At 69.8% G+C, this 22,932-nt stretch carries 24 protein-coding genes and 1 tRNA gene; 9 read left to right on the top strand and 16 right to left on the bottom strand.

Annotated elements, in window-relative coordinates:
- Nucleotides 1-466: 466 nt before the first annotated feature.
- Nucleotides 467-1,111 carry a hypothetical protein gene (locus ACIGNX_RS25330; protein ID WP_396543176.1) on the bottom strand — a complete coding sequence of 215 codons (645 nt, stop codon included), beginning with the start codon at nt 1,109-1,111 and terminating at the stop codon, nt 467-469.
- 88 nt (nt 1,112-1,199) lie between these two features.
- Between ACIGNX_RS25330 and ACIGNX_RS25325 the strand changes: the two genes are divergently transcribed.
- On the top strand, nt 1,200-2,336 hold the full coding sequence (locus ACIGNX_RS25325) for a hypothetical protein (protein ID WP_396543175.1): 1,137 nt from the start codon (nt 1,200-1,202) through the stop codon (nt 2,334-2,336).
- Nucleotides 2,337-2,460: 124 nt separating this feature from the next.
- On the opposite strand, the gene ACIGNX_RS25320 is transcribed toward ACIGNX_RS25325, so the two are convergent.
- Together ACIGNX_RS25320 and ACIGNX_RS25315 are read right to left on the bottom strand one after the other, a co-directional pair.
- Nucleotides 2,461-3,312 carry a DMT family transporter gene (locus tag ACIGNX_RS25320; RefSeq protein ID WP_396543174.1) on the bottom strand — a complete coding sequence of 284 codons (852 nt, stop codon included), beginning with the start codon at nt 3,310-3,312 and terminating at the stop codon, nt 2,461-2,463.
- A 72-nt stretch (nt 3,313-3,384) separates the two neighbouring features.
- Nucleotides 3,385-4,572 carry a multiprotein-bridging factor 1 family protein gene (locus ACIGNX_RS25315; RefSeq protein ID WP_396543173.1) on the bottom strand — a complete coding sequence of 396 codons (1,188 nt, stop codon included), beginning with the start codon at nt 4,570-4,572 and terminating at the stop codon, nt 3,385-3,387.
- A 319-nt stretch (nt 4,573-4,891) separates the two neighbouring features.
- Here ACIGNX_RS25315 and ACIGNX_RS25310 point away from each other — a divergent pair, with 319 nt between their 5' ends.
- The 3 genes from ACIGNX_RS25310 to ACIGNX_RS25300 are packed head-to-tail and all read left to right on the top strand — an operon-like array spanning nt 4,892 to nt 6,055.
- Nucleotides 4,892-5,242 carry a transcriptional regulator gene (locus tag ACIGNX_RS25310; RefSeq protein WP_396543172.1) on the top strand — a complete coding sequence of 117 codons (351 nt, stop codon included), beginning with the start codon at nt 4,892-4,894 and terminating at the stop codon, nt 5,240-5,242.
- Nucleotides 5,178-5,717: a bifunctional DNA primase/polymerase gene (locus ACIGNX_RS25305; protein WP_396543171.1), complete on the top strand. Its 540-nt coding sequence runs from the start codon at nt 5,178-5,180 to the stop codon at nt 5,715-5,717. Before ACIGNX_RS25310 ends, ACIGNX_RS25305 begins: the two co-directional genes overlap by 65 nt.
- A complete protein-coding gene (locus ACIGNX_RS25300) occupies nt 5,714-6,055 on the top strand; it encodes a hypothetical protein (protein ID WP_396543170.1) in 342 nt (113 codons plus the stop codon). The genes ACIGNX_RS25305 and ACIGNX_RS25300 overlap by 4 nt, the downstream gene beginning before the upstream one ends.
- A gap of 326 nt (nt 6,056-6,381) precedes the next feature.
- Here the strand turns inward: ACIGNX_RS25300 and ACIGNX_RS25295 are convergent.
- The 5 genes from ACIGNX_RS25295 to ACIGNX_RS25275 all read right to left on the bottom strand — a co-directional run bounded on the left by ACIGNX_RS25295 (nt 6,382) and on the right by ACIGNX_RS25275 (nt 10,193).
- Nucleotides 6,382-6,457: transfer RNA gene (locus tag ACIGNX_RS25295), tRNA-Ala, on the bottom strand.
- A 62-nt stretch (nt 6,458-6,519) separates the two neighbouring features.
- Complete coding sequence (glpR, locus tag ACIGNX_RS25290; protein ID WP_396543169.1) at nt 6,520-7,206, bottom strand: gephyrin-like molybdotransferase receptor GlpR; 687 nt, start codon at nt 7,204-7,206, stop codon at nt 6,520-6,522.
- 161 nt (nt 7,207-7,367) lie between these two features.
- Nucleotides 7,368-8,024 carry a GNAT family N-acetyltransferase gene (locus ACIGNX_RS25285; RefSeq protein WP_396543168.1) on the bottom strand — a complete coding sequence of 219 codons (657 nt, stop codon included), beginning with the start codon at nt 8,022-8,024 and terminating at the stop codon, nt 7,368-7,370.
- Nucleotides 8,025-8,057: 33 nt separating this feature from the next.
- Nucleotides 8,058-9,296: a gephyrin-like molybdotransferase Glp gene (glp, locus tag ACIGNX_RS25280; protein ID WP_396543167.1), complete on the bottom strand. Its 1,239-nt coding sequence runs from the start codon at nt 9,294-9,296 to the stop codon at nt 8,058-8,060.
- Between the two features lie 15 nt (nt 9,297-9,311).
- Nucleotides 9,312-10,193, bottom strand: coding sequence for a UTP--glucose-1-phosphate uridylyltransferase (locus ACIGNX_RS25275; RefSeq protein ID WP_396543166.1), 882 nt, complete (start codon nt 10,191-10,193; stop codon nt 9,312-9,314).
- Nucleotides 10,194-10,230: 37 nt separating this feature from the next.
- Here ACIGNX_RS25275 and ACIGNX_RS25270 point away from each other — a divergent pair, with 37 nt between their 5' ends.
- From ACIGNX_RS25270 to mscL, 4 genes are all read left to right on the top strand, one after another.
- The gene (locus tag ACIGNX_RS25270) at nt 10,231-10,797 is read left to right on the top strand and encodes a 5-formyltetrahydrofolate cyclo-ligase (protein WP_396543165.1); all 567 of its coding nucleotides are present in this window, start codon (nt 10,231-10,233) and stop codon (nt 10,795-10,797) included.
- Nucleotides 10,798-10,897: 100 nt separating this feature from the next.
- A complete protein-coding gene (locus tag ACIGNX_RS25265; protein ID WP_396543164.1) occupies nt 10,898-11,197 on the top strand; it encodes an FmdB family zinc ribbon protein in 300 nt (99 codons plus the stop codon).
- A gap of 88 nt (nt 11,198-11,285) precedes the next feature.
- Nucleotides 11,286-11,795 carry an SAF domain-containing protein gene (locus ACIGNX_RS25260; RefSeq protein ID WP_396543163.1) on the top strand — a complete coding sequence of 170 codons (510 nt, stop codon included), beginning with the start codon at nt 11,286-11,288 and terminating at the stop codon, nt 11,793-11,795.
- 809 nt (nt 11,796-12,604) lie between these two features.
- Entirely contained in the window at nt 12,605-13,006 is a 402-nt protein-coding gene (mscL, locus tag ACIGNX_RS25255; RefSeq protein WP_396543162.1) for a large-conductance mechanosensitive channel protein MscL, read from the top strand.
- 12 nt (nt 13,007-13,018) lie between these two features.
- On the opposite strand, the gene ACIGNX_RS25250 is transcribed toward mscL, so the two are convergent.
- The 8 genes from ACIGNX_RS25250 to ACIGNX_RS25215 form a co-directional block, all read right to left on the bottom strand.
- A complete protein-coding gene (locus ACIGNX_RS25250; protein WP_396543161.1) occupies nt 13,019-13,207 on the bottom strand; it encodes a hypothetical protein in 189 nt (62 codons plus the stop codon).
- Nucleotides 13,204-13,704, bottom strand: a complete 501-nt coding sequence (locus ACIGNX_RS25245; RefSeq protein WP_123748144.1) for a molybdenum cofactor biosynthesis protein B — start codon at nt 13,702-13,704, stop codon at nt 13,204-13,206. Before ACIGNX_RS25245 ends, ACIGNX_RS25250 begins: the two co-directional genes overlap by 4 nt.
- Before the next feature lie 44 nt (nt 13,705-13,748).
- The gene (locus tag ACIGNX_RS25240; RefSeq protein ID WP_396543160.1) at nt 13,749-14,780 is read right to left on the bottom strand and encodes a sensor histidine kinase; all 1,032 of its coding nucleotides are present in this window, start codon (nt 14,778-14,780) and stop codon (nt 13,749-13,751) included.
- A complete protein-coding gene (locus ACIGNX_RS25235) occupies nt 14,780-15,475 on the bottom strand; it encodes a response regulator transcription factor (RefSeq protein ID WP_396543159.1) in 696 nt (231 codons plus the stop codon). Before ACIGNX_RS25235 ends, ACIGNX_RS25240 begins: the two co-directional genes overlap by 1 nt.
- A gap of 179 nt (nt 15,476-15,654) precedes the next feature.
- Complete coding sequence (locus tag ACIGNX_RS25230) at nt 15,655-17,520, bottom strand: S1C family serine protease (protein WP_396543158.1); 1,866 nt, start codon at nt 17,518-17,520, stop codon at nt 15,655-15,657.
- 76 nt (nt 17,521-17,596) lie between these two features.
- Complete coding sequence (gene galT / locus ACIGNX_RS25225) at nt 17,597-18,676, bottom strand: galactose-1-phosphate uridylyltransferase (RefSeq protein WP_396543157.1); 1,080 nt, start codon at nt 18,674-18,676, stop codon at nt 17,597-17,599.
- Nucleotides 18,673-19,470, bottom strand: a complete 798-nt coding sequence (locus ACIGNX_RS25220) for a DeoR/GlpR family DNA-binding transcription regulator (protein WP_396543156.1) — start codon at nt 19,468-19,470, stop codon at nt 18,673-18,675. Before ACIGNX_RS25220 ends, galT begins: the two co-directional genes overlap by 4 nt.
- A 1-nt stretch (nt 19,471) precedes the next feature.
- A complete protein-coding gene (locus ACIGNX_RS25215) occupies nt 19,472-21,475 on the bottom strand; it encodes a beta-galactosidase (RefSeq protein WP_396543155.1) in 2,004 nt (667 codons plus the stop codon).
- Between the two features lie 156 nt (nt 21,476-21,631).
- Here ACIGNX_RS25215 and ACIGNX_RS25210 point away from each other — a divergent pair, with 156 nt between their 5' ends.
- Entirely contained in the window at nt 21,632-22,930 is a 1,299-nt protein-coding gene (locus tag ACIGNX_RS25210) for an ABC transporter substrate-binding protein (RefSeq protein ID WP_396543154.1), read from the top strand.
- Nucleotides 22,931-22,932: the final 2 nt, after the last annotated feature.

The following is a 22,932-nucleotide window of genomic DNA, read 5'->3' as shown; positions in this document are numbered from 1 at the left end:
GCCCGAGTCCCCAGTGGACCACCGAACGCAACCACCGTGGGGTCCGGGGGCGAAGCCCTCCGGGCGGGGTCCGGGGGTCGCATCCCCGGAAAACACAACGGGGCGAGGAGGTCCGCGCCTGCCGCGGACACACCTCGACCCGAGAACTGTGGACCTCATCACCGCTTACTCGAACAGGGGTGACCTGGCGTTCGAGCTGGCTACGGCGCTGCGGGAGCTGGGCAAGGTTCAGGAGGCTGGCTCTTCAGAACGACTGAGCGTGCGCTCGGCCGGGCGTAGTGAGCGAACGTAGCGAGTAGAAGATCAACTTGGTGCGACCAACCTCAAGTTGATAATCAAGCAGTATCAAGAGGGAGCTATCGCTCGAGAACTTACAGAGGAGTGCAAGATCAACTTGAGCAGTGTGCGGCGATTGCTACGGAAGCACGGAGAAAGGTTGAAGGACAAATAGAACTAAGCAGACCGACTACAGCCACGCATCTCGTTCGTACTGGCGAGCCTCTTCGTACATCTCCGCTTCGTACTCATTACGCGCACTGGTCATCTCGTACAAAGCCGTAGCCGCTCCTTCAAAAAAGTTAGACAGACCTTCCATTTCTTGATGAAATTCACGCATCGGCAATCTATCCAGGGAAGTTAACGTATCTTCACCATTCACGGTTACAGGATAGCGGAAGTGTTCAGAGGTGGGATCGACTTCTTGTAATTGAAGTAGCAATCGTTCAACATTTTCGATGTTCTCATCCGGAAAGATTGCACGCAAAGATTTACGCAGGGAATTCCATAGTATATCGAGTTTATGAGACTTGAGGAACCCCCTTGGCTTCCTATCGTAGTCCTGCACCTGGAGGATCACACTTTTGAGCTGCAACTCGACATGATGCCTCCAGCACATAACAAAGGGGTAGACTAGCGAATCCGCAGATTTATCATGCCTTTCAACCTGCGCTAACAATAGGTCAGCAGCTTCTCTATAGCCACGTACATATCCGACCCAACGATCACGCGACCAATGGATGTAAGCCATAGTCCACGGGTCGCCATCGGGCGCAAAAAGATTCGACCCTTCGTTGGGCCAGCGGTGTTCAGATTCATAGCGATCACTCGTCATCGGCGAAGTATACCTAACACTCTCCCACCTTGATACCGCCACAAAATTCATGCTCGATGTATTTGATCTAGTACTGTATCCTGCCCGTATGAGACCTAGCGATTTTTTCATCGAAGTAGAAGATCCTCAGTGGGATCTTCATGGCCGCGACCCTTGGAACCGCCTCGACAACGTCCTCAATATCAATTTGCTCGAGAAACTACGTAGACAGAAGCAGATAGACATCGAGGACGTAGACGCGGCTTACGGCTTAGCAAAACTCGCCCACGAAGAGCTATACACCTTCGGGGCAAGCAGTGAAAACCCACGCCTTGACGACGAACAGCTTACTCTCTTAATTCGAGCTTTGCGCTCAACACTTAAGCGCGTCGGCATCAGCTTCGATCCTCCGTTCCGCGACTTTAAAGGGTTTCACGGCTACTGGAGCGCGCAAGGCATGAGCGGTGGCGGTGGCTGGGCCGCACGGCGCGGTTACCTGAACGAACTTTTCAATCCAATTTATTCGAGTCTCGACACGCTTGATGATGAACGTGCCTCAACTGGCGCTATTCGAGGCGTTGATGGTGAACTTAGAAACTTGATCTTCGCTTCGACGGGCCCAAAACCAGAAATCATACTAAAGGATGCTATCAATAACATAGTCGAGGTAACGAAGAATGCCGAATTTTGCTTGTTCTACGACCGTTCCCTAACTGACGCTGGCCTGACGTGGGGATCACTAGTCGACTGGTGGAGAATGAAAGAAACCTTCGACAAAAATACAAAATTCGCAGATGTTGCACGTAGCCTCTACGGCAGACTGTTCGCCTCAGTGAAAGAGAACCCAGTAGAGAGGATTTTGTTTCGTACCTACTGTGAGCGCTACGGAAGCGATAGGGCCGCCGAACTTCCAGCGTTAATCCCACAAGTTTACCTACACTATGACCCTCTCACCCGAACACAGCGTGCTGGTAGGACAAGCTTTTTGATGCGCGAGCGCATGGACTTTCTACTCCTTCTCCCTAGACGAATCCGTATCGTCCTAGAGATTGACGGCAAACAACATTACGCGGATGGAAGCACTGCGTCACCACGACTGTACTCAGAGATGATGGCCGAAGACAGACGGCTGCGCTTGGGAGGGTATGAGGTGTACAGGTTCGGCGGCTATGAACTAGTACAGCCAGGAGCGGCCGATTTGTTGCGCAAATTTTTCGACGACCTACTTGAAAAGTATCCAACATGAACACCTTATCCGATGATCGAAATAGGGGACTAGATCCACTTCAGAGCATGGGATCATTGTCTTCGATGTTATTTTGAGAAATCCGGCAACAGATGGCAGAAGTGCGTCTGCGGTGGATTGGCTACTAGCTACTGACCTCCGCCCTACCGGCCGCCAGTACGGAGCCCACAACAATCGCTCCCAGTCCAACCACCGTCGACCACTGCACCTGCTCATCGAGTAGCAACCAGCCAAGCACCACTGTCATACCCGGCGACAGATAGAACGCTAAGGTCGCCTTGCTCGGTCCAGCTCGTGCAATCAGGCCGTAGAACACGGTCAGCGTCAGAGCTGTAAACACCAGGCCGAGTGCCGCTAACGCAGCGACACTGGCGAACGGTGGCGTCTGGTCCGGCAGCAGGAGCGCGGCTGGAATGGCCGTTGCCGCGCTACTCACCAACATGGCTGATGTGGCGATGCCGAGCGGTTGCACAAAGGTCAGCTTGCGGTGGATCAGAATGGAACCGACGGCATAACACAAGGCAGCCGCGGTGACCAGGATTCCGCCGAGCAGCAGGTGCGAACTACCACCGATGTCTACCCCGAACAGCAGCCCGATACCAGCGAAACCCATAACGAGCCCGAGGATTCCCCTGACACCCTCCGGCCTCTCGTCGGGCGCGAACCACGTAGCAAGTGCCGCCACGAACAGCGGCTGCGCTCCGATGAGTACACCGGTGAGGCCGGCAGATAGCCATTGCTGCCCATAGGTAAGCAGGAGCAGAGGCGCGGTGGACTGCACGAGGACGGTCACGAGCACCCGCCACGGATGCTTCAGTAGTGGCCTCAAGACATCACGGCGGATAGCCAGTGGTACGAGAAATAGCGCAGCGAGGAAGACCCGCCCGAACACTACAACCACCGGCGGAAACCCACGCAATGCGACCGCGATTACCAGGTAGGCCGCGCCCCACAGGAAGGACAGCGCGCCGAGCAACAGCCAGTCCCTACGGTTCATCGCCTGGCGCTTCCGATGCGGTCTTCACTCCGAGTCGGCACGGGGCCGATGCTACGGGGTGGCCTCCAGCAACGTCCGTACAGCGCCGAGCTGCCGGTAGGGCTGGAGTTGGGGCAGCAGCTCGCGTACCCGGCGTTGGTTACGGCCGGAACCGGTCTGGACAGCCAGCTCCCAAGCTTCGAGCGCAGCAGTGGCAGCAGCCTCGGGTTCGACGGCTGAGGTCTGGCCGGTGCGCGATGGCATCAGGCGAGCGATGGCCAAGTCGATAAGCGTGCCGGAGCGCTCCCGGACGTAGTGCACAGGCAACGCCTGAACGGCTTCCTCCAGCGCGGTCACCGCAGCCGCGCCGTCATCTAGCCGCACGAGGCAGCGCCCCTTCAGCCGCATGATGTGCTCAGCGCCGTTGTAGAACCCGAGCCACGCCGGTACGTCGGCCTGGTCGACGCCATCGAACAACCGCTCAGCCTTGGCCAGCGCTGCCGCTCCTGCCCGGTGGTCCCCAGCCAGGGCGTACGCCTCCCCGATGGCTTCCGACAGCCAGGAGTGGACAGCTTGGCTGATACCAAAGCGCGGGTTCTCCACCAGGTGCAGCGCGGCCAGCAGCAGGCGCACCGCGTCCGGGCCTCTCCCCGCGTGCAGGTGGATGTAGCTCATGATCCCCAGCACATAGGCATGCAGCTGGGCATCCTCGCCTTCCTGTGCGCTGGACAAGGCCAGTGAGGTGTAGCGCCGTGCTGCGCCGTAGTCCTGGTGGTCGATTGCCAACCAGGCGGCGAGCTGGGCCGTGTCACCGAGTACCAAAGCGAACCGCTGGTAGTGGGATGACGGCACGTTGTCGGCCATCCCCATCAGGCGGTTGAGCTGGGACACGGTCTGCTCGTACACCGATGCCGAACCAGCCTGGTAGTCGATCTGGCGGTAGGCACTCGTCAGCGCCTCGTACTGCGTCAGCAGCTCGGCATGAACCACCCGTGGTGCGGGCAACACGACTGCGGGCGGGATCGCCTGTTGCGTCGCCGCAACGCTTTCGACCTCGGGGTGCAGCAGCTCGTCCAACTCGTTCATCGTGATCTTCAGCAGCCGGGCCAGCTTTGGCCGCTGGTAGGGCAGCGGCTCACGCGTGCCCTGCTCCCAGCGGGCCACCGTGGAGCGGTCGACGTGCATGACTTCCGCGAACGACTCCTGAGTGAAGCCAGCGGCCTTCCTGGCACGGACAAAGCCGGTTCGCCGTACTGCCATCGGGCGACCTCCTGGCGTTGGCTGCCGCATTCCGCGGTGCGGGTTGTGCCTGGTCAAGCGTAGCGCTGCGCCAGGCTGGCCCCATTTGGGCGATACCCCGGCCTTACAGCGGCGCTGGGCGTCGCCCCTCGGGGATTCCACCCTTGATCACGGCCCCAGTACCAGGCAAGCCCTCGGTGGAGATGCCTCCCAGAGTCCCCGGTGGTCCCCGCGCCGCGTGGTGCTGGGCCACCTGATGACAACACCCAAACGTCGCAAGGGAGCAGTGATCATGCCGCCCCACACACCCCCATGTCCACATAGGACAGATACACCAGGGATGCCGCACACCATCCGCTTGCGAACCGACATCTTCACCAAGGCGACACGACTTGCGGGCTTCCGCTCGGACTACGCGCTTGCCAAGGCAACGGACGTCAACCGCTCGACGGTCGCACGGGTGGTCAGCGGCGAGCTTCAGCCCGGTCCGGCGTTCATCGGCGGCGCGCTCATCGCCCTCGCTCCCATGCAGTTTCACGACCTGTTCGAGGTCGTGCCCGCTTCCACTCCCACAGAAAGGCAAGGCAGTGCCGACCAGAACGCCGAACACCGAACCGTCCACGACCTTGCAGGCCGCCCTGACCTACGCCGAACTGGGCTGGCCCGTGATACCGGGAGCGATCTGGCATGACGGCCACTTCGCCAGTCCGGTGGACGAGCTGCCCGTCACCAGTCCATGCCTGCACCCCACCGAGGCAGCGACCACCGACGCCGAGCTGGTGCGCGAGTGGTGGTCAACGCCTGGTCTGCACCAGCCCAACGTCTTCACTGTGACCGGTCCGGAGTTGGGTGCGTTCGCGGTGGCTGAGTCACTGGTCATGACGCTCGCGGATGATCCGTGGTTCTCGAAGCTGCCGACGCCCGTGCTGGCTTTCCCGAACATGCCCATCGCCTACTTCCTGGTCCGGCCGCCAGTGCCCTCGGTACTCCTGAGCGATGAAGCGCGGGTCATGGAGGCCGGGATGCCGATGCCCCTGCCGCCCAGCGCATTGGAGACGACGCCGGTTATCTGGCTCGTCACCCCCGAACAGGCGGGCAACCGCCTGATGCCCGGTGACGCCCTGGCGGACCTGATCCACAGCTTCGAGAAGAGGAAGAGCGCGTGAATGAGCTGGCCGAACGGACGCCACCGACCATCACCCAACTGCCGTGGAGCGCGGAGCAGTTCACCGGGCTCATGCGGGAGCTGGCACTGGCCGAAACTCCACGGCTGTTCGCGCTCGTGGAGGAGTACGGCGAAGGAGAAGACGCCCGCGTGGCCGGCTACGGCCTGGCCTACGCCGACCGGGCTGACGTCAACTCCGTGGAAGGCGACTTCCAACTGAACTCCCAGAGCGTGGAGAGCGCCCGGACCCTGTTCGAGATCAGCTCGAAGTCAGCAGGTGTGCGCCAGGTGCACGTGGTGTGGCTGGACGAGACAACCACTGCGGCGCATCAGGGCTGAAGCGACGCCCAGCAGACGACTCGGAGGAGGTGGCCCCGTGCGTGAGGGCTACCTCCTCCGTCTGTTCTTCACCAAGCTCATGATCGACGGCAAGAAGGCCGAGGTTGCCGATCATGAGCTACGGGAGCCCTTCGATGCCATCTTCGGGCAGGGCTACCGGCTGTACCGCAGCGGCGAGCAGGCCGTTCGGAGCTACAGCCGCCAAGGCTTGATCGCAACAGGAAGAGCCACCCCGCCTGACGGCGATGGTGGCTCTGACCTTGGTTCTTCCTTGACAGTCCTGCTAGACGAGGCACTTCGTACCAGGGGTTCTAGTAAGACTGTCGTGGTGGAGCTGAGGGGAATCGAACCCCTGACCTACTCGATGCGAACGAGTCGCGCTACCAACTGCGCTACAGCCCCGTGTTCTGTTGTCGTGCGGGGGAAGCATATCAGTAGTCGGGGGGTGCTTTCGCCACCCCCCTCTACTCGCCCGCGGCCCGTCGGTACGGGAGGGTCTCCGGGCCCTCCAGCTCGACGAACAACGGGTCCTCGTCGTCCAGGTCCACCACGACCGTGCCGGGGTGGGGCTGGTGCGGGTACCTCGGCTGCGCCGACCGGCCGGGCTGGTCGCGCTGCTGCCCGGACTCCGCGGACGGCGCGCCCGCGGTGGTCGGGCGGGCGGCCTGCCCCGGCCGCGCGCCGGGCCGGCGGCGGGACTGGGCGAGCCTGGCCGCGCGGCGCGCGCGGACCTCCTCCTCGATCCGCACCTGCCGGCGCAGGTAGGCGAGGTAGGAGACAAGCGTCACGTCCACCGCGGCGTGGCCCCACCAGACGACCGGGTACAGCACGCCGGCCACGACACCGGTGACCAGCGCCAGGAGCAGCAGCGTGCCGACGACCCGGCGGCGGAACGCGTACCTCGCCTGGGCCACGATCGCCGCGGTCTCCGGGTCGTAGCCACCGCGACCCGGGCGGAACGGCCGGTGCTCGACGAAGTCGTCCGGCTCGTCGTAGTCGTCGTAGTCCTCGAAGTCCACGTCCTCGGGCATGCCGTCGTACCCCTCCTCCAAGCCGCCGCGCGACGCGTCGGCGCGCTTGCGCGCGACCATGGGCACGAGGACGACCAACCAGGCCACGACCAGTCCCACGACGATCAGCGAGCTCGGCATCCCCGTCACCTCCCCCTACCTCGCGGCGCGCTCGGTGGTGCGCTCGCCACGCTAGTCACAACAGTCACACCTGTGTCGGAGGCACGCCGACCGGCGTACGTACCAAAGTGTGGTGTATCACCCACTTTCGGGTGATCCGAATAAGCCGCTCGGCCCCGAGATCAGGCGGTTCGGGCGTATCCCTGTGCGACCAACCGGCGTACCAATCCCTCCGGTGACGCCTCTTCGGCCGTCATCGCGAAGCACAGGTGGTCACGCCAGTCGCCGGCGACGTCGAGGTAGCGCAGGAACAGCCCCTCCTCGCGGAAGCCTGCCTTGGCGAGCACCCGGAGGCTGGCCCGGTTCTCCGGCCGCACGGTCGCCTCCAGCCGGTGCAGGCCGCCCTCGCCGAAGCTGTGGTCGACCACGAGCGCCAGCGCCGCCGTGGCCACGCCGCCGCGCGCCCGGTCCGCGGCCACCCAGTAGCCGACCCACGCCGAGCGCAACGACCCGCGCACGATGTTGCCGACGGTGATCTGCCCGGCCGGCTCGCCGTCCACGGTGATCATGAACGGCAGCGCCTGGCCGCGCCGGGCCAGCGACTTGAGCGACGACCACTGCGCGGGCCACGCCAGCGCCGAGTTGCGCTCGTGCCAGCCCTCGGTGGCGGTGGGCTCCCAGTCCTCCAGGTACGCCCGGTCGCGCAGCCGGGCCCGCGACCACGCCGAGGCGTCGCGCAGCTTCGGCGGGCGCAGCTCGACCACGCCCGCCGGCACCCGCAGCGGTCCGAGCCGCGCCGGCCAACCGGGGTGCCGACCGCCGTCAGCCGCGAAACTCATCCGACCCCACTGTGCTCGTCCCCGGTCGTCCGCTCATCCCCGTTGGGCGAGGAAGCTGACCAGGACCTCTTCGCCGGCCGCCACGTCCGTCACGTCCTCGTCGACCACGATCAGGCAGTTCGCCTCGGCCAACGACGCCAGCAGGTGCGACCCGGAGGTACCCAGCGGCTGCACCAGGTACTCGCCGTTGTCCGCGTCGCGCAGCAGCTGGCCGCGCAGGTAGCCGCGCCGGCCCTTGGTCGAGGTCAGCGGCGACAGCAGCCGCGCGCCGACCACCCGCCGGTACGGGTTGGCCTTGCCGAGCGCGGCCCGGATCAGCGGGCGCACCAGCACCTCGAACACGACCAGGGCGCTCATCGGGTTCGCCGGCAGCAGGAACGTCGGCACCGCGTCCGGCCCGAGCCTGCCGAACCCCTGCACCGAGCCGGGGTGCATGGCCACCCGGGTCACGTCCAGGTCGCCGAGGTCGGCCAGCGCGGCGCGCACCTCGTCGCCGATGACGCCCCCGACGCCACCGGAGACGACCACGATCTCCGACAGCAGCAGCCTGCCCTCGACGACCTCGCGCATCCGGCGCGGGTCCGACGACTGGATGCCGACCCGGCTGACCTCCGCGCCCGCGTCGCGCGCGGCGGCGGCCAGCGCGTAGGAGTTCACGTCGTAGACCTGCCCCTGGCCGGGGGTGCGGTCGATGTCGACCAGCTCCTCGCCGATGGAGATCACCGACACCCGCGGCCGGGGGTGGACGAGCACCTTGCTGCGGCCGACCGCGGCGAGCAGGCCGACCTGGGCCGCGCCGATGGACGCGCCCCGGCGCACGGCGACGTCACCGGTCTGCACGTCCTCGCCGGCGCGGCGGACGAACGCCCCCGACGGCACCGGGCGCACCGCGGTGACCTTCGCCGGGTGCCCGACGGACCCGTCGCCCTCGACGTAGGCCAGCGGCACCACCGCGTCGGCCAGGGTGGGCAGCGGCGCGCCGGTCGCGACCCGCACCGCCTGACCGGGTTGCAGCCTGCGCGGTTGGCGCGACCCGGCGGCGATCTCGCCGACCACCGGCAGCGTGACCGGTTCCTCGTTGGCGGCCTGCACGTCGACGCTGCGCACGGCGTAGCCGTCGACCGCCGCCTGGTCGAACCCCGGCAACGCGCGTTCGGCCACGACCTCCTCGGCGCAGAGCAGGCCCTGCGACTCGGAGATCGCCACCCGCACGGGCGCCGGCCGCACGGCGGCGGCGACGACCCGGGCGAGCTGCTCGTCCACTGACCTCATGTGTTGAACCTCGATCTAGGAGTCGGCGAGACGTGCCCGCAACCACTCCCCCAGCTCGGGCCCGTAATCGGGGTGCTCGAGTGCGAAGTCAACCGCAGCTTTGAGGAAACCCCCCGGATTGCCCAGGTCGTGTCGCCCACCCCGGTGGACGACGACGTGCACGGGGTGGCCCTCGTTGATCAGCAGCGCGATGGCGTCGGTGAGCTGGAGCTCGCCGCCCGCGCCGGGCGTGATGCGCTTGAGTGCGTCGAAGATCGCCCGGTCGAGGAGGTAGCGGCCGGCCGCGGCGAAGGTGGACGGCGCGTCCTCGGCCTTCGGCTTCTCGACCATGCCGACGACCTTCTTGACGTCCTCGTCGCCGGTGTCCTCGACGTCGAAGACGCCGTAGGCGGAGATCTGCTCCCTGGGGATGTCGAACGCGCACAGCACCGTGCCGCCGCGCTGCTCGCGGACCTCGGCCATCTTCTTCAGCACGCCCGTGGGCAGCACGATGTCGTCGGGCAGCAGCACGGCCACGGCCTCGTCCTCGCCGGTGAGGTTGCCCTCGGCGCAGCCCACCGCGTGGCCCAGGCCCAGGGCCTTGTCCTGCACGGCGGTCTCGACGGTCAGCAGGTCGGGCGCGCGGCGGACCTTGGCGAGCAGGTCGGCCTTGCCGCGCTCTTCGAGCGTCGCCTCCAGCTCCGGCTGCGGGCGGAAGTACTCCGCGACCGCGTCCTTGCCGGGCGAGGTCACGATGACGAGCTTCGTCGCGCCGGCCTCGGCGGCCTCGGCGGCGACGAGTTCGATGCCGGGGGTGTCGACGACCGGCAGCAACTCCTTGGGCACCGCTTTGGTGGTGGGGAGGAAGCGCGTGCCCAGCCCTGCCGCCGGCACGATTGCTGTCTGGAAGGCGCTCATGGTCAGGAGCGTAACGGCGCGGTTGGGGTGACCTGCCATGACGTCCGGTGAACGTGATCGGAAGGCGACCGCGCGCGCACGGCTGCGGGCCGGTCGGCGTGGCGCGGTGATGCCGGAGATGGCGGACGAGGTGCTGCTCGCGGTCGACGGGTTCGCCGTTCCCGCTGGTGGGACGGTGTGCGCCTACGTCGCCTCGGCGGCGGAGCCCGGGTCGTTGGCGATGGTGGAGGCGTTGCGGTCGCGGGGGCTGCGGGTGTTGCTGCCCGTGGTCGTCGGGGAGGCGCTGGACTGGGCCGCGTACGACGGGCGGTTGCGGGTCGGCGCGTTCGGGCTGCGGGAGCCGGTGGGGCCGCCGTTGGGCGCGGAGGCGGTGGCGTCGGCGGCGCTGGTGCTGGTGCCGGCGTTGGCGGTGGACCACTCCGGGGTGCGGCTGGGCAAGGGCGGCGGGTACTACGACCGGGCGTTGCGGTGGGCCGTCGGTCCGGTGGTGGGGGTGGTGCGGGACTCGGAGTTCGTGCCGTCGCTGCCGGCGGAGCCGCACGACGTGCGGGTGGACGCGGTGCTCACGCCGGGGCGGGGGTTGGTGCGGCTGCCGCGGCTGTGACGTTGACCTGCGATGTTTGCGCCACCTGTGCCGGTTGGCGCATCATCGGTGTTGGCACTCGGGACGGAGGAGTGCCAACCAGGACTCGTGGAGGGCCACCGTGCCGACTTACCAGTACGCCTGCACCGAGTGCGACCACCGGTTCGAAGCGGTGCAGTCCTTCTCGGACTCCGCGTTGACCGAGTGCCCCCAGTGCTCCGGCAAGCTGCGCAAGCTGTACGGCGCGGTCGGCGTCGTGTTCAAGGGCAGCGGCTTCTACCGGACCGACAGCCGTTCCTCGTCGTCTTCTTCCCCCTCGTCGTCTTCCTCGTCTTCCTCTTCCTCGAAGTCGTCGGAGTCGTCGTCTTCCTCCTCGTCTTCCTCGTCTTCGTCGAGCGCACCGGCCGCCGCCGCGTCCTGAGCCGCGAGTTGTCCACAGGCCCCCGAGTTGTCCACAGCTCGGGGGTTCGCGCTGTCCCGGGGGCGGTTCCGCCCCTAGCGTCGACACCGTGCTGCTCCACCTCAGAAGGATCCTGGCGGGCCTGCTGGCCCTGGTAGCCGTGGTCGTGGCCGTGCTGCCGGACGGTTCGACGGTCGACGTGGCCGTGGCCGCTCACGACCTGGCACCGGGCGTGCCGCTGGGCGCGGACGACGTGCGGCTGGTGGCCGTGCCGGTGTCGTTGTCGCCCTCCGGGGTCGTGCCTCCGGGTGCCGTGGCCGGTCGTGCCCTGGTGAGCGCGGCCCGGGCGGGGGAAGCGTTGACCGACGTGCGCCTGACCGCGGTCGACCCGGGCGTGTCGTCGGTGGCCGTGCGGCTGGCCGACACCGGGGTGGCGGGGTTGCTGAGACCGGGGAGCCGGGTGGACGTCGTGGGCGCGGAGTCGCACGTGCTGGCCGCGGACGCCTCCGTGGTGGCCGTGAGGGAGGGTGAGGTGGTCATCATCTCCACGGCCCGCACCGACGCCCACCGGCTGGCCACGGAGACCCTGTCGGGCCCGTTGGCCGTGGTCCTGCGCTGACCTGAACCCCCGTCCGAGCCAAGGCGCATTCCCGTCCGCCGAACGCGGGGGTGGTGGCTCGGCACGGTCAGTCGGGCGCGTCCACCTCGGTGGAGCCCGTGCCGGCGTGGTCGCCGGGAGCGGGCGGGGCGGTAGAACCAGGCCAGCGTGGCGGGGTCGAAGCGGGCTGCGCGAGCAGTACCGGCCACGGGGTTGGATTGGCCTGGCGGATCGTCCAGCCGGCGGGCCTGCCCGGTGGGATCAAGGTGCCGGATCAGGGGTCGGATCAGGCGGCCCGGGCTCAGGCTCGGCGGACCGGGCTCGCGGACCGCGCTCGACGGGCTGGGCTCGACGGACCGATTCGGGCAGGCCGGGCTCCGGCGTATCCGAACCTCCGGCGCACCCGAACCTCCGGCGAGCTCGGGCTCGGGCTCCGGCGGACTCGGGCTCCAGCGGACTCGGGCTCCAGCGGACTCGGGCTCCAGCGGACTCGGGCTCCGGCGGGCTCGGGCTTGGAGCGGTCGGGTGGACCGGCGCCCGGCGTTCGTGGCTCCGGGAGCGTCGGGGGTCGTGTGGCGAAGGTGGCGAGGGTGGTCGGTTGGAGGTGGCGGGTCGTTGGGCGGCGTCGTCGCCGCCGTGGTCGGTCAGCGGCCCGGCTGCTCGCTGCTCCCGCTTCCAGCGGAGTCGAAGTCGGCGGAGTCGAAGTCCCCCTGACGGGGCAGTCAGGTGGTGCGTGGGTCGGCGACACACGTGAGCGGTGGGTCACTCGGGTCGTGGTGAGCCGTTACCCTCCGCTCGCCCCCCTATGCCCCCGAACGGAGGAGCCGGACGTGATCAAGGGCTTCAAGGACTTCCTCATGCGCGGCAACGTGATCGACCTGGCCGTGGCCGTGGTCATCGGTGCCGCGTTCACCGCCATCGTCACCGCGTTCACCACGAACCTGATCAACCCGATCGTCGCCCTGTTCGGCGGCGGCAACGTCAACGGGCTCGCGGTGCAGCTCGGGAGCAGCGACAAGACCATCCTCGACTTCGGGGCGGTCATCACGGCGGTGATCAACTTCGTCATCGTGGCCGCCATCGTCTACTTCATCTTCGTGCTGCCGATGAACAAGCTGAAGGAGCGCCGCAAGCGGGGCGAGGAGCCCGGTCCCGCCGAGCCCACCGACGTCGAGCTGCTCAAGGAGATCCGCGACCTCCTCGCCGCCCAGCAGCGCCACCGCCAGGGCTGACGGACCGGCCGCCTACCCGCCGTGGTGCGGCGGCCGGTTCTCCTCGTACCACCGGTCGTCGCGCCCGCCCGGGCGCGGCTCGTCCGACGAGCCCTCCGGCAGCACGTCGCCGAACACCTCGGCCAGCCGACGACGCCGCGCCGCCTCCTCCGCGGCCGTGGCGGCGGGGGTGGCGGCGTCGGCGTCGTCGGGGCCGGTCACGCTTCGTCCAGGCCCGAGAGCTGCTCGATCACGTACGGCACCAGCGCCGACAACGTCGCCATGCCGTCGCGCACCGCCGACCGCGAACCGGCCAGGTTCACCACGAGGGTGCTGCCGGACACGCCCACCAGCCCGCGCGAGATGCCCGCGTCGACCGCGCCCGCCGCCAGCCCGGACGCCCGCAACGCCTCGGCGATGCCGCTGATCGGCCGGTCGAGCACGCCCTGCGTCGCGTCCGGTGTGACGTCGCGCGGCGACACGCCGGTGCCGCCGACGGTGACCACGAGGTCGACACCGCCGATCACCGCGGTGTTGAGCGCGGCGCGGATGCCCACGACCTCGCCCTCCACCGCGACGGTGCCGTCCACGATGAACCCTGCTTCCTCCAGCAACTCGGTGACCAGCGGTCCTGTGCTGTCGTCGTGCTCACCGTGCGCCACCCGGTCGTCCACGATCACGACAAGGGCACGTCCCAGTCGCTGCGCGCTGCGTTCCATGAGCGCCACCGTAGCCAATCCCCGCACCCGGCGGTTCCGCGACGTCACGCTGCCGCGCCGCCGAGCCCCTCGCGCGGGCCCGCGCTGAGCGGCAACCGCACCTCGAACCGGCAGCCGCGCCCGTGGTTGCGCGCGTCGATGGTGCCCCGGTGCGCCTCCACCAGGCCGCGCGCGATCGCGAGCCCCAGCCCGCCGCCGACGGGCTGCCGGTGCGGCGCGCCGCGGAACGCCACGTCGAACACCCGCGGCAGGTCCGCCTCCGGGATGCCGCCGCAGCCGTCGTCCACGCGCAGCAGCGCCGACGACCCCTCCACCGCCACCCGCACGTCCACCGTGCCGTCCGGCGGGGTGTGGCGGATGGCGTTGGACAGCAGGTTGCGCACGACGCGCGCCAGTTCGGGGTCGCTGCCCAGCACCACCGGCCACGTCGCCGCGTCGGCCCGCAGCCGGACGCCCTTGCGCGTCGCCACCGGGCTCTCGGCCGCCACCACGCCGCTCACCACGTCGGCCAGCGGCACCTCCGAGAACGTCAGCCGCAGCGCGCCCGCGGTGATGCGGGACAGCTCGAACAGGTCGTCCACCATCCCCGACAGCGCCTGCGCCTCGGTGGAGATGCGCCCGGCGTACTCGGCGACCTCCTCGCGCCGCGACACCACGCCGTCCGCCAGCGCCTCGGCCATCGCCCGGATGCCGGCCAGCGGCGTGCGCAGGTCGTGGCTGATCCACGCCACCAGCTCCCGCCGGGACGCCTCCGCCGCGCGTTCCCGGGCCCGCGCCTCGCGCTCCCACACGCTGCGCCGCGCCAGCGCCCGCCCCAGCAGCACCGCCGTCGGCACGGTCACCAGCGCCACCAGCAGGCACACCAGCACGGTCGTGGTGAGCAGGGGGGTGAACATGAACCCGCTGACCGCCAGCACGCCGCCGACGGTCGCCACCACGGGCACGACCGCCAGCACGGTCAGCGCGGTGGTCAGCGACCCGTTCGCCGACCGCCGCAGCACCACCGCCCCGAGCAGCGCCAGGGGCAGCGAGAACAGCACCGCGAACGGCAGCACGTGGTAGACCTCGACCAGCATCACGCACCGCCGTCGTACCGGTAGCCCACACCCCACACGGTGGCGATCCGCACCGGCCGCGCCGGGTCCGGCTCCACCTTCTCCCGCAACCGTCGCACGTGGACGGTCACGGTGGACTGGTCGCCGAACTCCCAGCCCCACACCCGCGACAGCAGCTCCGCCCGCCCGAACGCCGTGCCGCGGTGGGTCAGGAAGAACACCAGCAGGTCGAACTCCCGCGTGGTCAGCGCCAGCTCGCGCCCGTCCAGCCACGCCGACCGGGCGCCCACGTCCACCCGCAGCCCGCCGTCCTCCAGCACCGCCGCCGACGGCGCCGCGGCCGCCCGCGACCGCCGCAGCACGGACGTGACCCGCAGCGCCAGCTCACGCGGGCTGAACGGCTTGGTCACGTAGTCGTCCGCACCGAGCCGCAGCCCGGCGATCCGGTCCTCCTCCTCGCCCAGCGCGGTCAGCATCACCACCGGCACCGCGCCGCGCGCCCGCAGCCGCCGGCACACCTCCAGCCCGTCCACGCCCGGCAGCATCAGGTCCAGCACCACCAGGTCCGGTTCCCGCTCGGCGCACCGGCGCAGCGCGCCCTCCCCGTCGCCGACCACCTCCACCTCGTGCCCGGCCAGCTCCAGGTACCGGCGCACCACGTCGCGCACGGTCACGTCGTCGTCCACGACGAGGACCCGCCCGGTCGTCTCACCCATCCACGCCTGCCCACTCGGTCGGTGGCCGACCGCGAGGGCGGTCGCCGCTTGCGGTCAGTGTGGCGGGCGACGGAGGGTCACCGAACGCCAGAGGCCGCACGTCCGACAGGTGAGGGGAGGCCCTGTCGGCGTGCGGCCTGGTCACCGGCTCGGGGCACGTGAGCCGGGGTCTCGTGGCGCTAGCGCACCTCGACGGTCTGGCTGCCGAGCGTCACCTCGACCGTGCGGTTCCCACCGATGGTGAGTTGCACCTTGTCGCCCGGCGCACGGGACCGCACGGCGGCCACGAGGGCGTCGGAGGTGTCGATCTGCCGGTCGCCGAACTTGGTGATCACGTCACCGGTCTTCACGCCGGCCGCCTCGGCCGCGCCGCCGCCGGTCACGTTGCGGACCACCGCGCCGCCCTCCGGCGAGTCGCCGACCTGCACGCCCAGCACGGTCTGGGTGGACTTGCCGGTCTCCGACAGCTCCTTGGCCGTGCGGCGGGCCTGGTCGATCGGGATGGCGAAGCCGATGCCGACCGAGCCGCCCTGCGTGGACTGGCTGGAGTTGGGGCTGTAGATGGCCGAGTTGATGCCGACGACCTGGCCGCGCATGTTCACCAGCGGGCCGCCCGAGTTGCCGGGGTTGATCGCGGCGTCGGTCTGGATGGCGTTGAGGACGGTGTCCACGCCGCCCTGCTGGCCGCCGGCGCGCACCGGGCGGTTCAGCGAGCTGACGATGCCGGAGGTCACCGTGCCGTTGAGGTCGAACGGCGAGCCGACGGCCACGACCTGCTGGCCGATCCGCAGGTCGCCGGAGTTGCCCAGCTCGGCCGTGGGCAGCCCGGAGACGTCCTCCATCTTCAGCACGGCGAGGTCGGACGTCGGGTCGCGGCCGACGATCTTCGCGTCGAACGAGCGACCGCCCTGGAGCTGGACCTTGATCGGCCCGCCGTTGGCGGCGCTCTCGACCACGTGGTTGTTGGTGAGCACCAGGCCGTCGGAGCTGAGCGTGAAGCCGGAGCCCGCGCCACCGCTGACCTGCACCTGCACCACGGTCGGCAGCACCTTCTGGGCGACCTGCTCGATGGAGCCGGCCGGGACGTCGGCGCTCTGCTGGGCGGGCGGGTTCTGGTCGAGGGCGTTGGTGACGGGCCGGGAGTCCTCGGCGGCGTGGAAGCCGACGTACCCGCCGACACCGCCCGCGACGCCGCCGACGGCCAGCACGAGCGCGGCGACACCGGCGGCGACCTTCCCCCGACCGCGTGGCGGCCGGGGCGGCGCGGCGACCGCTCCCGCGGGCGGCGCGTAGTAGGGGCCCGGCGCCGCCGACCCGGAAGGGGCGTGGGTCGGCGCGCCGAGGTGGTCCGGGTGCGGAACGCCGTACGGACCCGCGTGCTCCGGGCGGTGGAAGCCTCCCTGCCAGGCCTCCGGCCCGGGACCCGGTGTTCCGGCGCCGCCCTGCACGACGCCGGAACCACCGGTTCCGGTCTGGCCCGCGCCGCCCTGCACGGCACCGGCCACACCTGCTCCGACCGGGCCGGCGCCGCCCTGCACAGCGCCCTCCCGACCGGTTCCCGACCCGGCGGCGGCACCCTGCGAGGCGGCCGGCGAGCCGAAGTCATCCGGGTGGCCGGAGCGAACGTCCGGCGACCCGGGCACGGACCCGGCGGCGACACCCGGGGGCGCGGCCGACGGGTCGGAGTTCGAGGCGGCAGCGGTGGTCGTCACGCTGTCCGGGTATAGCTCGGCCGGGAGGCCGGTGTTCCCCCGCGGAACACCCGCCGTCCCCGCCCCCGACCGGTCGGCCCCTGCCGCCGACCCGCCGGTCACGTCCTCCGGGCGCGGTGCGGCCCCCTGCCAGGAGCCCGGCGCACCGGTGGACCCCGACGCACCCGCGCCGCCCTGCACGGCGCCGGCGTCGTCGGTGCCCGGCCGCCCAGCACCCTGCTGCTGGTGGCCGGCGTCGTCATGACCGAGCCCGGCGGCGCTCCCACGGGCCCACGGGCTCTGCGGCTCGGGTTGCGACTGCGGTTGCCGCTTCGGCTGCTCGTCTCCGGTCATGTCCACAACTGTGCGGTGCCCGCCTGAGAGCAGCCTTAAACGAAACTGGGCATCAGTTGTGAGTCACCCGGGAGGTTCAGCCGCGCAGCCTCTCGGCGATCTGCTCCGGCGTCGCGTCGTTGACCCAGACGCCCATGCCGGACTCGGAGCCGGCCAGGTACTTGAGCTTGTCCGCGGCGCGCAGCACCGAGAACACCTCCAGGTGCAGCCAGGCCAGGTCGCGGCCGGTGCGCACCGGCGCCTGGTGCCAGGCCGCGATGTAGGGCAGCGGGCGGTCGTAGAGCGCGTCGAGGCGGCCCAGCACGGTCAGGTAGAGGGTCGCGAAGTCGTCGCGCTCGGCGTCGGTGAGGGCGGGCAGGTCCGGGACCTGGCGGTGCGGGACCAGGTGCACCTCGACCGGCCAGCGGGCGGCGGCGGGCACGAACGCCGTCCAGTGCTCGCCCTCCGCGATGACCCGCGTCCCGACTGCCCGTTCGGCGGCCAGGATGTCGCCCATCAGTGGACGGCCGTGTGACGCCTGGTAGTCCGCCGCGACGGCCAGCATCCGTTCCGTCTTCGGGGTCACGAAGGGGTAGCCGTAGATCTGGCCGTGCGGGTGCGACAGCGTCACGCCGATCTCTTCACCGCGGTTCTCGAACGGGAAGACCTGCTCGACGCCCGGCACCGCGTTCAGCGCGGTGGTGCGGTCGGCCCACGCGTCCACCACCGTGCGCACCCGCGACGGCGGCAGCTGCCCGAACGACGTGGTGTGCTCGGACGTGAAGCACACGACCTCGCACCGGCCCAGCCCGGCCGCCCTCGGCACCATCGGCATGCCGTCCACCGTCGGCGGCAGCTCCGGCACGCCCTGCGCGAACGACGGGAACCGGTTCTCGAACACCACGACGTCGTAGCTCGACTCGGGGATCTCGGTCGGCTTGCCGGGCGAGGACGGGCACAGCGGGCACAGGTCGGCCGGCGGCTTGTACGTGCGGGTCTGCCGGTGCGCGGCCATCGCCACCCACTCGCCGGTCAACGGGTCGCGCCGCACCTCCGACAGCGGCTGCGCCCGCGGCAGGTCGCGGGTGTCGACCGCGTCGCGCGGCGGCGCGTCCGGGGTGTCGTCGAAGTAGATGATCTCGCGACCGTCGGCCAGCTTCCCCGTCGTGCGCTTCACGCCAGTTCCTCTCCGCGGCCCGGCACGTGCGCCAGGACCAGTTCGCCGACCTGCTCGCCCAGCACCGCGCGGGCGGGCTCGGGCAACCCCTCGTCGGTCACCAGCACGTCCGCCTCGTCCAGCGCGGCGATGGTGGAGATGCCGACGGTGCCCCACTTGGTGTGGTCGGCCACCACGACGACCCGCCCGGCCGCGTCGACCAGCGCGCGGTCGGTCTCGCTCTCGTTCAGGTTGGGGGTGGTGAAGCCGGAGCGCTCGGCCATGCCGTGCACGCCCAGGAACACCACGTCCAGGTGCAGCGATCTCAGCGCCTGCACGGCGACCGGGCCGACCAGCGCGTCCGACGGGGTGCGCACGCCGCCGGTGAGCACCACCGTGCGGTCGGTGCGCCCGCTCTGCTGGAGCACGTCGGCGACCCGGATCGAGTTGGTGACGACGGTCAGGTCCGGGATGTCGTCGAGGAACCGGGCCAGGGTCCACGTCGTCGTGCCCGCGGACAGGCCGATGGCGGTGCCGGGGCGCACCAGGCCCGCGGCGAACGCGGCGATGGCCTCCTTCTCCGGCAGCTGGCGCACCGACTTGGCCTCGAAGCCCGGCTCGTCGGTGCTGCGGCCGACCACCGACGTGGCGCCGCCGTACACCTTCTCCACCAGGCCCCGCGCGGCCAGCACGTCCAGGTCGCGGCGCACGGTCATGTCCGAGACGCCCAGCCGGACGACCAGGTCGCTCACGCGCACCGCGCCGGTGCGGCGCACCTCTTCCAGGATCACCGCTTGTCGCTGGCGTGCCAGCACGTCACACCTCTTCTTCCCTGATCACCACCACGCCGCCGGCGGGCACCACCGCGCGCCCCGACGAGCGGGCGCCGGACAGCAGGTCGACACCCGCCGCGGGCAGCTCGGCGTCGCGGCGCCCGTGGTTGACCGCGACCAGCCAGGATACGGCGGACCCGGCCACCGCACCGCGCCGACGCACCACCTCGACGTCACCGCCGCCCGGCCCGACCCCGACGCCCGCGCCGGCCAGGGCCGCGCGCAGCACCCGGGCCGGGCCCTCTCCGGCCAGGCCGCACGCCACGTACCAGGCCACGCCGCCACCGCGTTCGTTGCGGGTCACGGCGGGCACGCCGGGCAGCGGGCCGTCGACGTAGGAGGCGACGACCTCCGCGCCGGTCGGGTGCAGGTGCTCGGTCCAGACCTCGGCCGACGACCCGTCGTCCAGCGCCACCACCTCGCCGGCCCGCAGCGGGTGGAACTCCTCGGTCCGCACGCCCAGCAGCTCGCGGAACGCGCCGGGGTAGCCGCCGAGGTGCACGTGGCCGCGCGTGTCCGTGATGCCGGACAGGTAGGTCACCACCAGGTGTCCGCCGCCCGCCACGTACTCCTCGTACGGCGACGCGTCGTCCACCGCGTACAACGCGGGGACGACGACCAGCCGGTACGGCGACAGGTCCGCGCCCGGCGGCACGAAGTCGACCGTCACGCCGGCCCGCCACAGCGCCCGGTAGTACCCGAAGGCGTGCCGGTGGTAGTCGAAGTCCGCGGTCGGGTGCGCGGGTCGGGCCAGCGCCGACCACGCCTCCCAGTCGAACACGACCGCCACCGACGCCTCGACCGCCGAGCCGACCAGCTCGGCGATCCGCCCGTACTCCGCGCCGACCCGCTCGACCTCGCGGTGCACCGCCGTGTCCGGACCGGCGTGCGGCACCATCGCCGAGTGGTAGCGCTCCGCGCCCGCCCGCGACTGCCGCCACTGGAAGAACAGCGTGCCGTCCGCGCCGCGGGCCAGGTGGGCGTAGGAGTTGCGGCGCAGCTCGCCGGGCAGCTTGGCGATGTTGCGCGGCTGCCAGTTGACCGCCGAGGTGGAGTGCTCCATCAGCAGCCACGGCCGCCCGCCCGCCAGGCCGCGCACGAGGTCCGCGGAGAACGCCAGGTCGACGTGCCGCTCGGGCTCCTCGGCCAGGGTGTAGTGGTCGTTGGAGACGAAGTCGACCTCGGCCGCCCACCGCCAGTAGTCCAGCGCGTGGAAGCCGGAGGTGACCATGAAGTTGGTGGTCACCGGCACGTCCGGGGTGACCTCGCGCAGCACGTCCCGCTCGGCCCGGAACAGCTCCAGCAGCGCGTCGGAGCCGAACCGGTCGAAGTCGAGGAGCTGGCCCGGGTTGCCGAACGACGGCGTGGCGCGCGGCGGCAGGACCTGCTCCCACGAGGAGTAGCGCTGGCTCCAGAACGCCGTGCCCCACGCCTCGTTCAGCGCGTCGAGCGTGCCGTGGCGGGCGCGCAGCCAGGTGCGGAACGCCTCGGCGGACCGGTCGCACCAGCAGCGGGACACGTGGCAGCCGTACTCGTTGTTGACGTGCCACGCGGCCAGCGCGGGGTGGTCGCGGTACCGCTCGGCCAGCGCGCGGGCCAGGGCGACGGCCTTCTCCCGGTAGACCGGCGAGCTGGGGCAGTACGACTGGCGGGAGCCGTGCCACAGCCGCACGCCGTCGGCGGTGACGGGCAGCACCTCGGGGTGCGCGGTGGTCAGCCACGGCGGCGGCGCGGCGGTCGCGGTGGCCAGGTCGACCCGGATGCCGCCGGCGTGCAGGCGGTCGAGCACGCGGTCCAACCAGCCGAACTCGTAACGGCCCTCTTCCACTTCCAGCAGGGCCCACGAGAAGATCCCCACGCTCACCAGGTTCACCCCGGCCCGGCGCATCAGCTCGACGTCCTCGGCCCAGACGTCCTCGGGCCACTGCTCGGGGTTGTAGTCGGCGCCCCACGCCGGGCCGCGCAGTCCGGTGGGCCAAGTCGTCATGAACACCAGGGTGTCGATTTCGCCCGAAAACGTCAACACAGTCCAACAGAACCGCTCGAATAGCTTGACATTGGCTGTGGTGCACACCACATTGTGAGTCCTCTTGTTGACTCTTTGTTCGCTTGGCACCGCCGAGCGTCACCCTGAGGAGCGACGATGACGAGCTTCCCCACCCGCGCCCACCCCTTACCCGGTCGTCGGGCCCTGCTGAAGGCGATCGTCGCGGGCGCGGGCGCCGCGGCCCTGCCCGGCCTGGCCGCGTGCGGCTCCGGGGGCGGTGGCGCCGCCGCCGACACCGTGTCGTTCGGCAACAACCAGTCCGACCAGGTGCCGAAGGACGCGATCACCGCGGTGCTCGGGGCGTTCGAGGGCGGGTCGGGGCTCAAGGTCTCGATCAACACCAAGCAGCACGAGCAGTACCAGGAGCAGATCAACAACTACCTCCAGGGCAGGCCGGACGACGTGCTGTCCTGGTTCGCGGGCTACCGGATGCGCTTCTTCGCCGAGAAGGGCCTCACCGGCGACCTGAGCGAGGTCTGGGGCAAGGTCTCCGACGGCTACGAGCCCTCGCTGAAGGAGGCGTCCACCGCCTCGGACGGCAAGCAGTACCTGATCCCGTTCGTGCAGTACCCGTGGGGCGTCTTCTACCGCAAGAGCGTGTGGCTGCAACGCGGCTACGAGCAGCCCGGGACGCTGGACGAGCTCGTCGCGCTGTGCACGAGGATGAAGTCCGACGGGCTCGTGCCCATCGCGTTCGCGCAGAAGCAGGGCTGGCCCGGCATGGGCACGTTCGACCAGCTCAACTTCCGGATCAACGGCTACCGGTTCCACGTCGACCTGATGGCGGGCGAGGAGGACTGGCAGGGCCCGCGGGTGCGGGCGGTGTTCGACACGTGGAAGCGGCTGCTGCCGTTCCACCAGGAGAACGCGCTCGGCCGCGAGTGGCAGGAGGCCGCCCAGTCGTTGCAGCGGGGCAAGGCTGGCATGTACCTGCTCGGCTCGTTCGTCGCGCAGCAGTTCAAGGGCGCGGACCTGGACGACCTCGACTTCTTCCCGTACCCGGAGATCAACCCGGAGCACGGCCGGGACACCGTGGAGGCGCCGATCGACGGCTTCATGATGTCCCGCGAGCCGGGCAACGCCGACGGGGCGCGCAGGCTGCTCGAGTACCTGTCCACACCGGCCGCGCAGCTCGCCTACCTCAAGGCCGACCCGAGCCAGATCCCCACGTCCAACAAGGCCGACACGTCCGGCTACACCCCGTTGCAGAAGAAGTCGGCGCAGGTCATCAAGGACGCCGCGCACGTCACGCAGTTCCTCGACCGCGACACCGACCCGCGCTTCGCCAGCGACGCGGCGACCAACGGGCTCAACGCGTTCCTCCAGAACCCCGACGACCTCGACTCGATCCTCAAGGGCATGGCCGACCAGGCGAAGACGATCTTCTCGGAGTGACG

The organism is Actinosynnema sp. NPDC053489 (assembly GCF_044544865.1).
Classification (GTDB): Bacteria; Actinomycetota; Actinomycetes; order Mycobacteriales; family Pseudonocardiaceae; genus Actinosynnema.
This window is presented reverse-complemented; position numbering and strand designations above follow the sequence as displayed.

Excerpts from the sequence above, each read along its gene's own strand:
- ACIGNX_RS25330 (WP_396543176.1), bottom strand. The coding sequence starts at position 1,111 with ATGACGAGTGATCGCTATGAATCTGAACACCGCTGGCCCAACGAAGGG.
- ACIGNX_RS25325 (WP_396543175.1), top strand. The coding sequence starts at position 1,200 with ATGAGACCTAGCGATTTTTTCATCGAAGTAGAAGATCCTCAGTGGGAT.
- ACIGNX_RS25315 (WP_396543173.1), bottom strand. The coding sequence starts at position 4,572 with ATGGCAGTACGGCGAACCGGCTTTGTCCGTGCCAGGAAGGCCGCTGGC.
- ACIGNX_RS25310 (WP_396543172.1), top strand. The coding sequence starts at position 4,892 with ATGCCGCACACCATCCGCTTGCGAACCGACATCTTCACCAAGGCGACA.
- glpR (WP_396543169.1), bottom strand. The coding sequence starts at position 7,206 with ATGCCGAGCTCGCTGATCGTCGTGGGACTGGTCGTGGCCTGGTTGGTC.
- ACIGNX_RS25285 (WP_396543168.1), bottom strand. The coding sequence starts at position 8,024 with ATGAGTTTCGCGGCTGACGGCGGTCGGCACCCCGGTTGGCCGGCGCGG.
- glp (WP_396543167.1), bottom strand. The coding sequence starts at position 9,296 with ATGAGGTCAGTGGACGAGCAGCTCGCCCGGGTCGTCGCCGCCGCCGTG.
- ACIGNX_RS25275 (WP_396543166.1), bottom strand. The coding sequence starts at position 10,193 with ATGAGCGCCTTCCAGACAGCAATCGTGCCGGCGGCAGGGCTGGGCACG.
- ACIGNX_RS25270 (WP_396543165.1), top strand. The coding sequence starts at position 10,231 with ATGACGTCCGGTGAACGTGATCGGAAGGCGACCGCGCGCGCACGGCTG.
- ACIGNX_RS25245 (WP_123748144.1), bottom strand. The coding sequence starts at position 13,704 with ATGGAACGCAGCGCGCAGCGACTGGGACGTGCCCTTGTCGTGATCGTG.
- ACIGNX_RS25240 (WP_396543160.1), bottom strand. The coding sequence starts at position 14,780 with ATGCTGGTCGAGGTCTACCACGTGCTGCCGTTCGCGGTGCTGTTCTCG.
- ACIGNX_RS25235 (WP_396543159.1), bottom strand. The coding sequence starts at position 15,475 with ATGGGTGAGACGACCGGGCGGGTCCTCGTCGTGGACGACGACGTGACC.
- ACIGNX_RS25230 (WP_396543158.1), bottom strand. The coding sequence starts at position 17,520 with ATGACCGGAGACGAGCAGCCGAAGCGGCAACCGCAGTCGCAACCCGAG.
- ACIGNX_RS25215 (WP_396543155.1), bottom strand. The coding sequence starts at position 21,475 with ATGACGACTTGGCCCACCGGACTGCGCGGCCCGGCGTGGGGCGCCGAC.
- ACIGNX_RS25210 (WP_396543154.1), top strand. The coding sequence starts at position 21,632 with ATGACGAGCTTCCCCACCCGCGCCCACCCCTTACCCGGTCGTCGGGCC.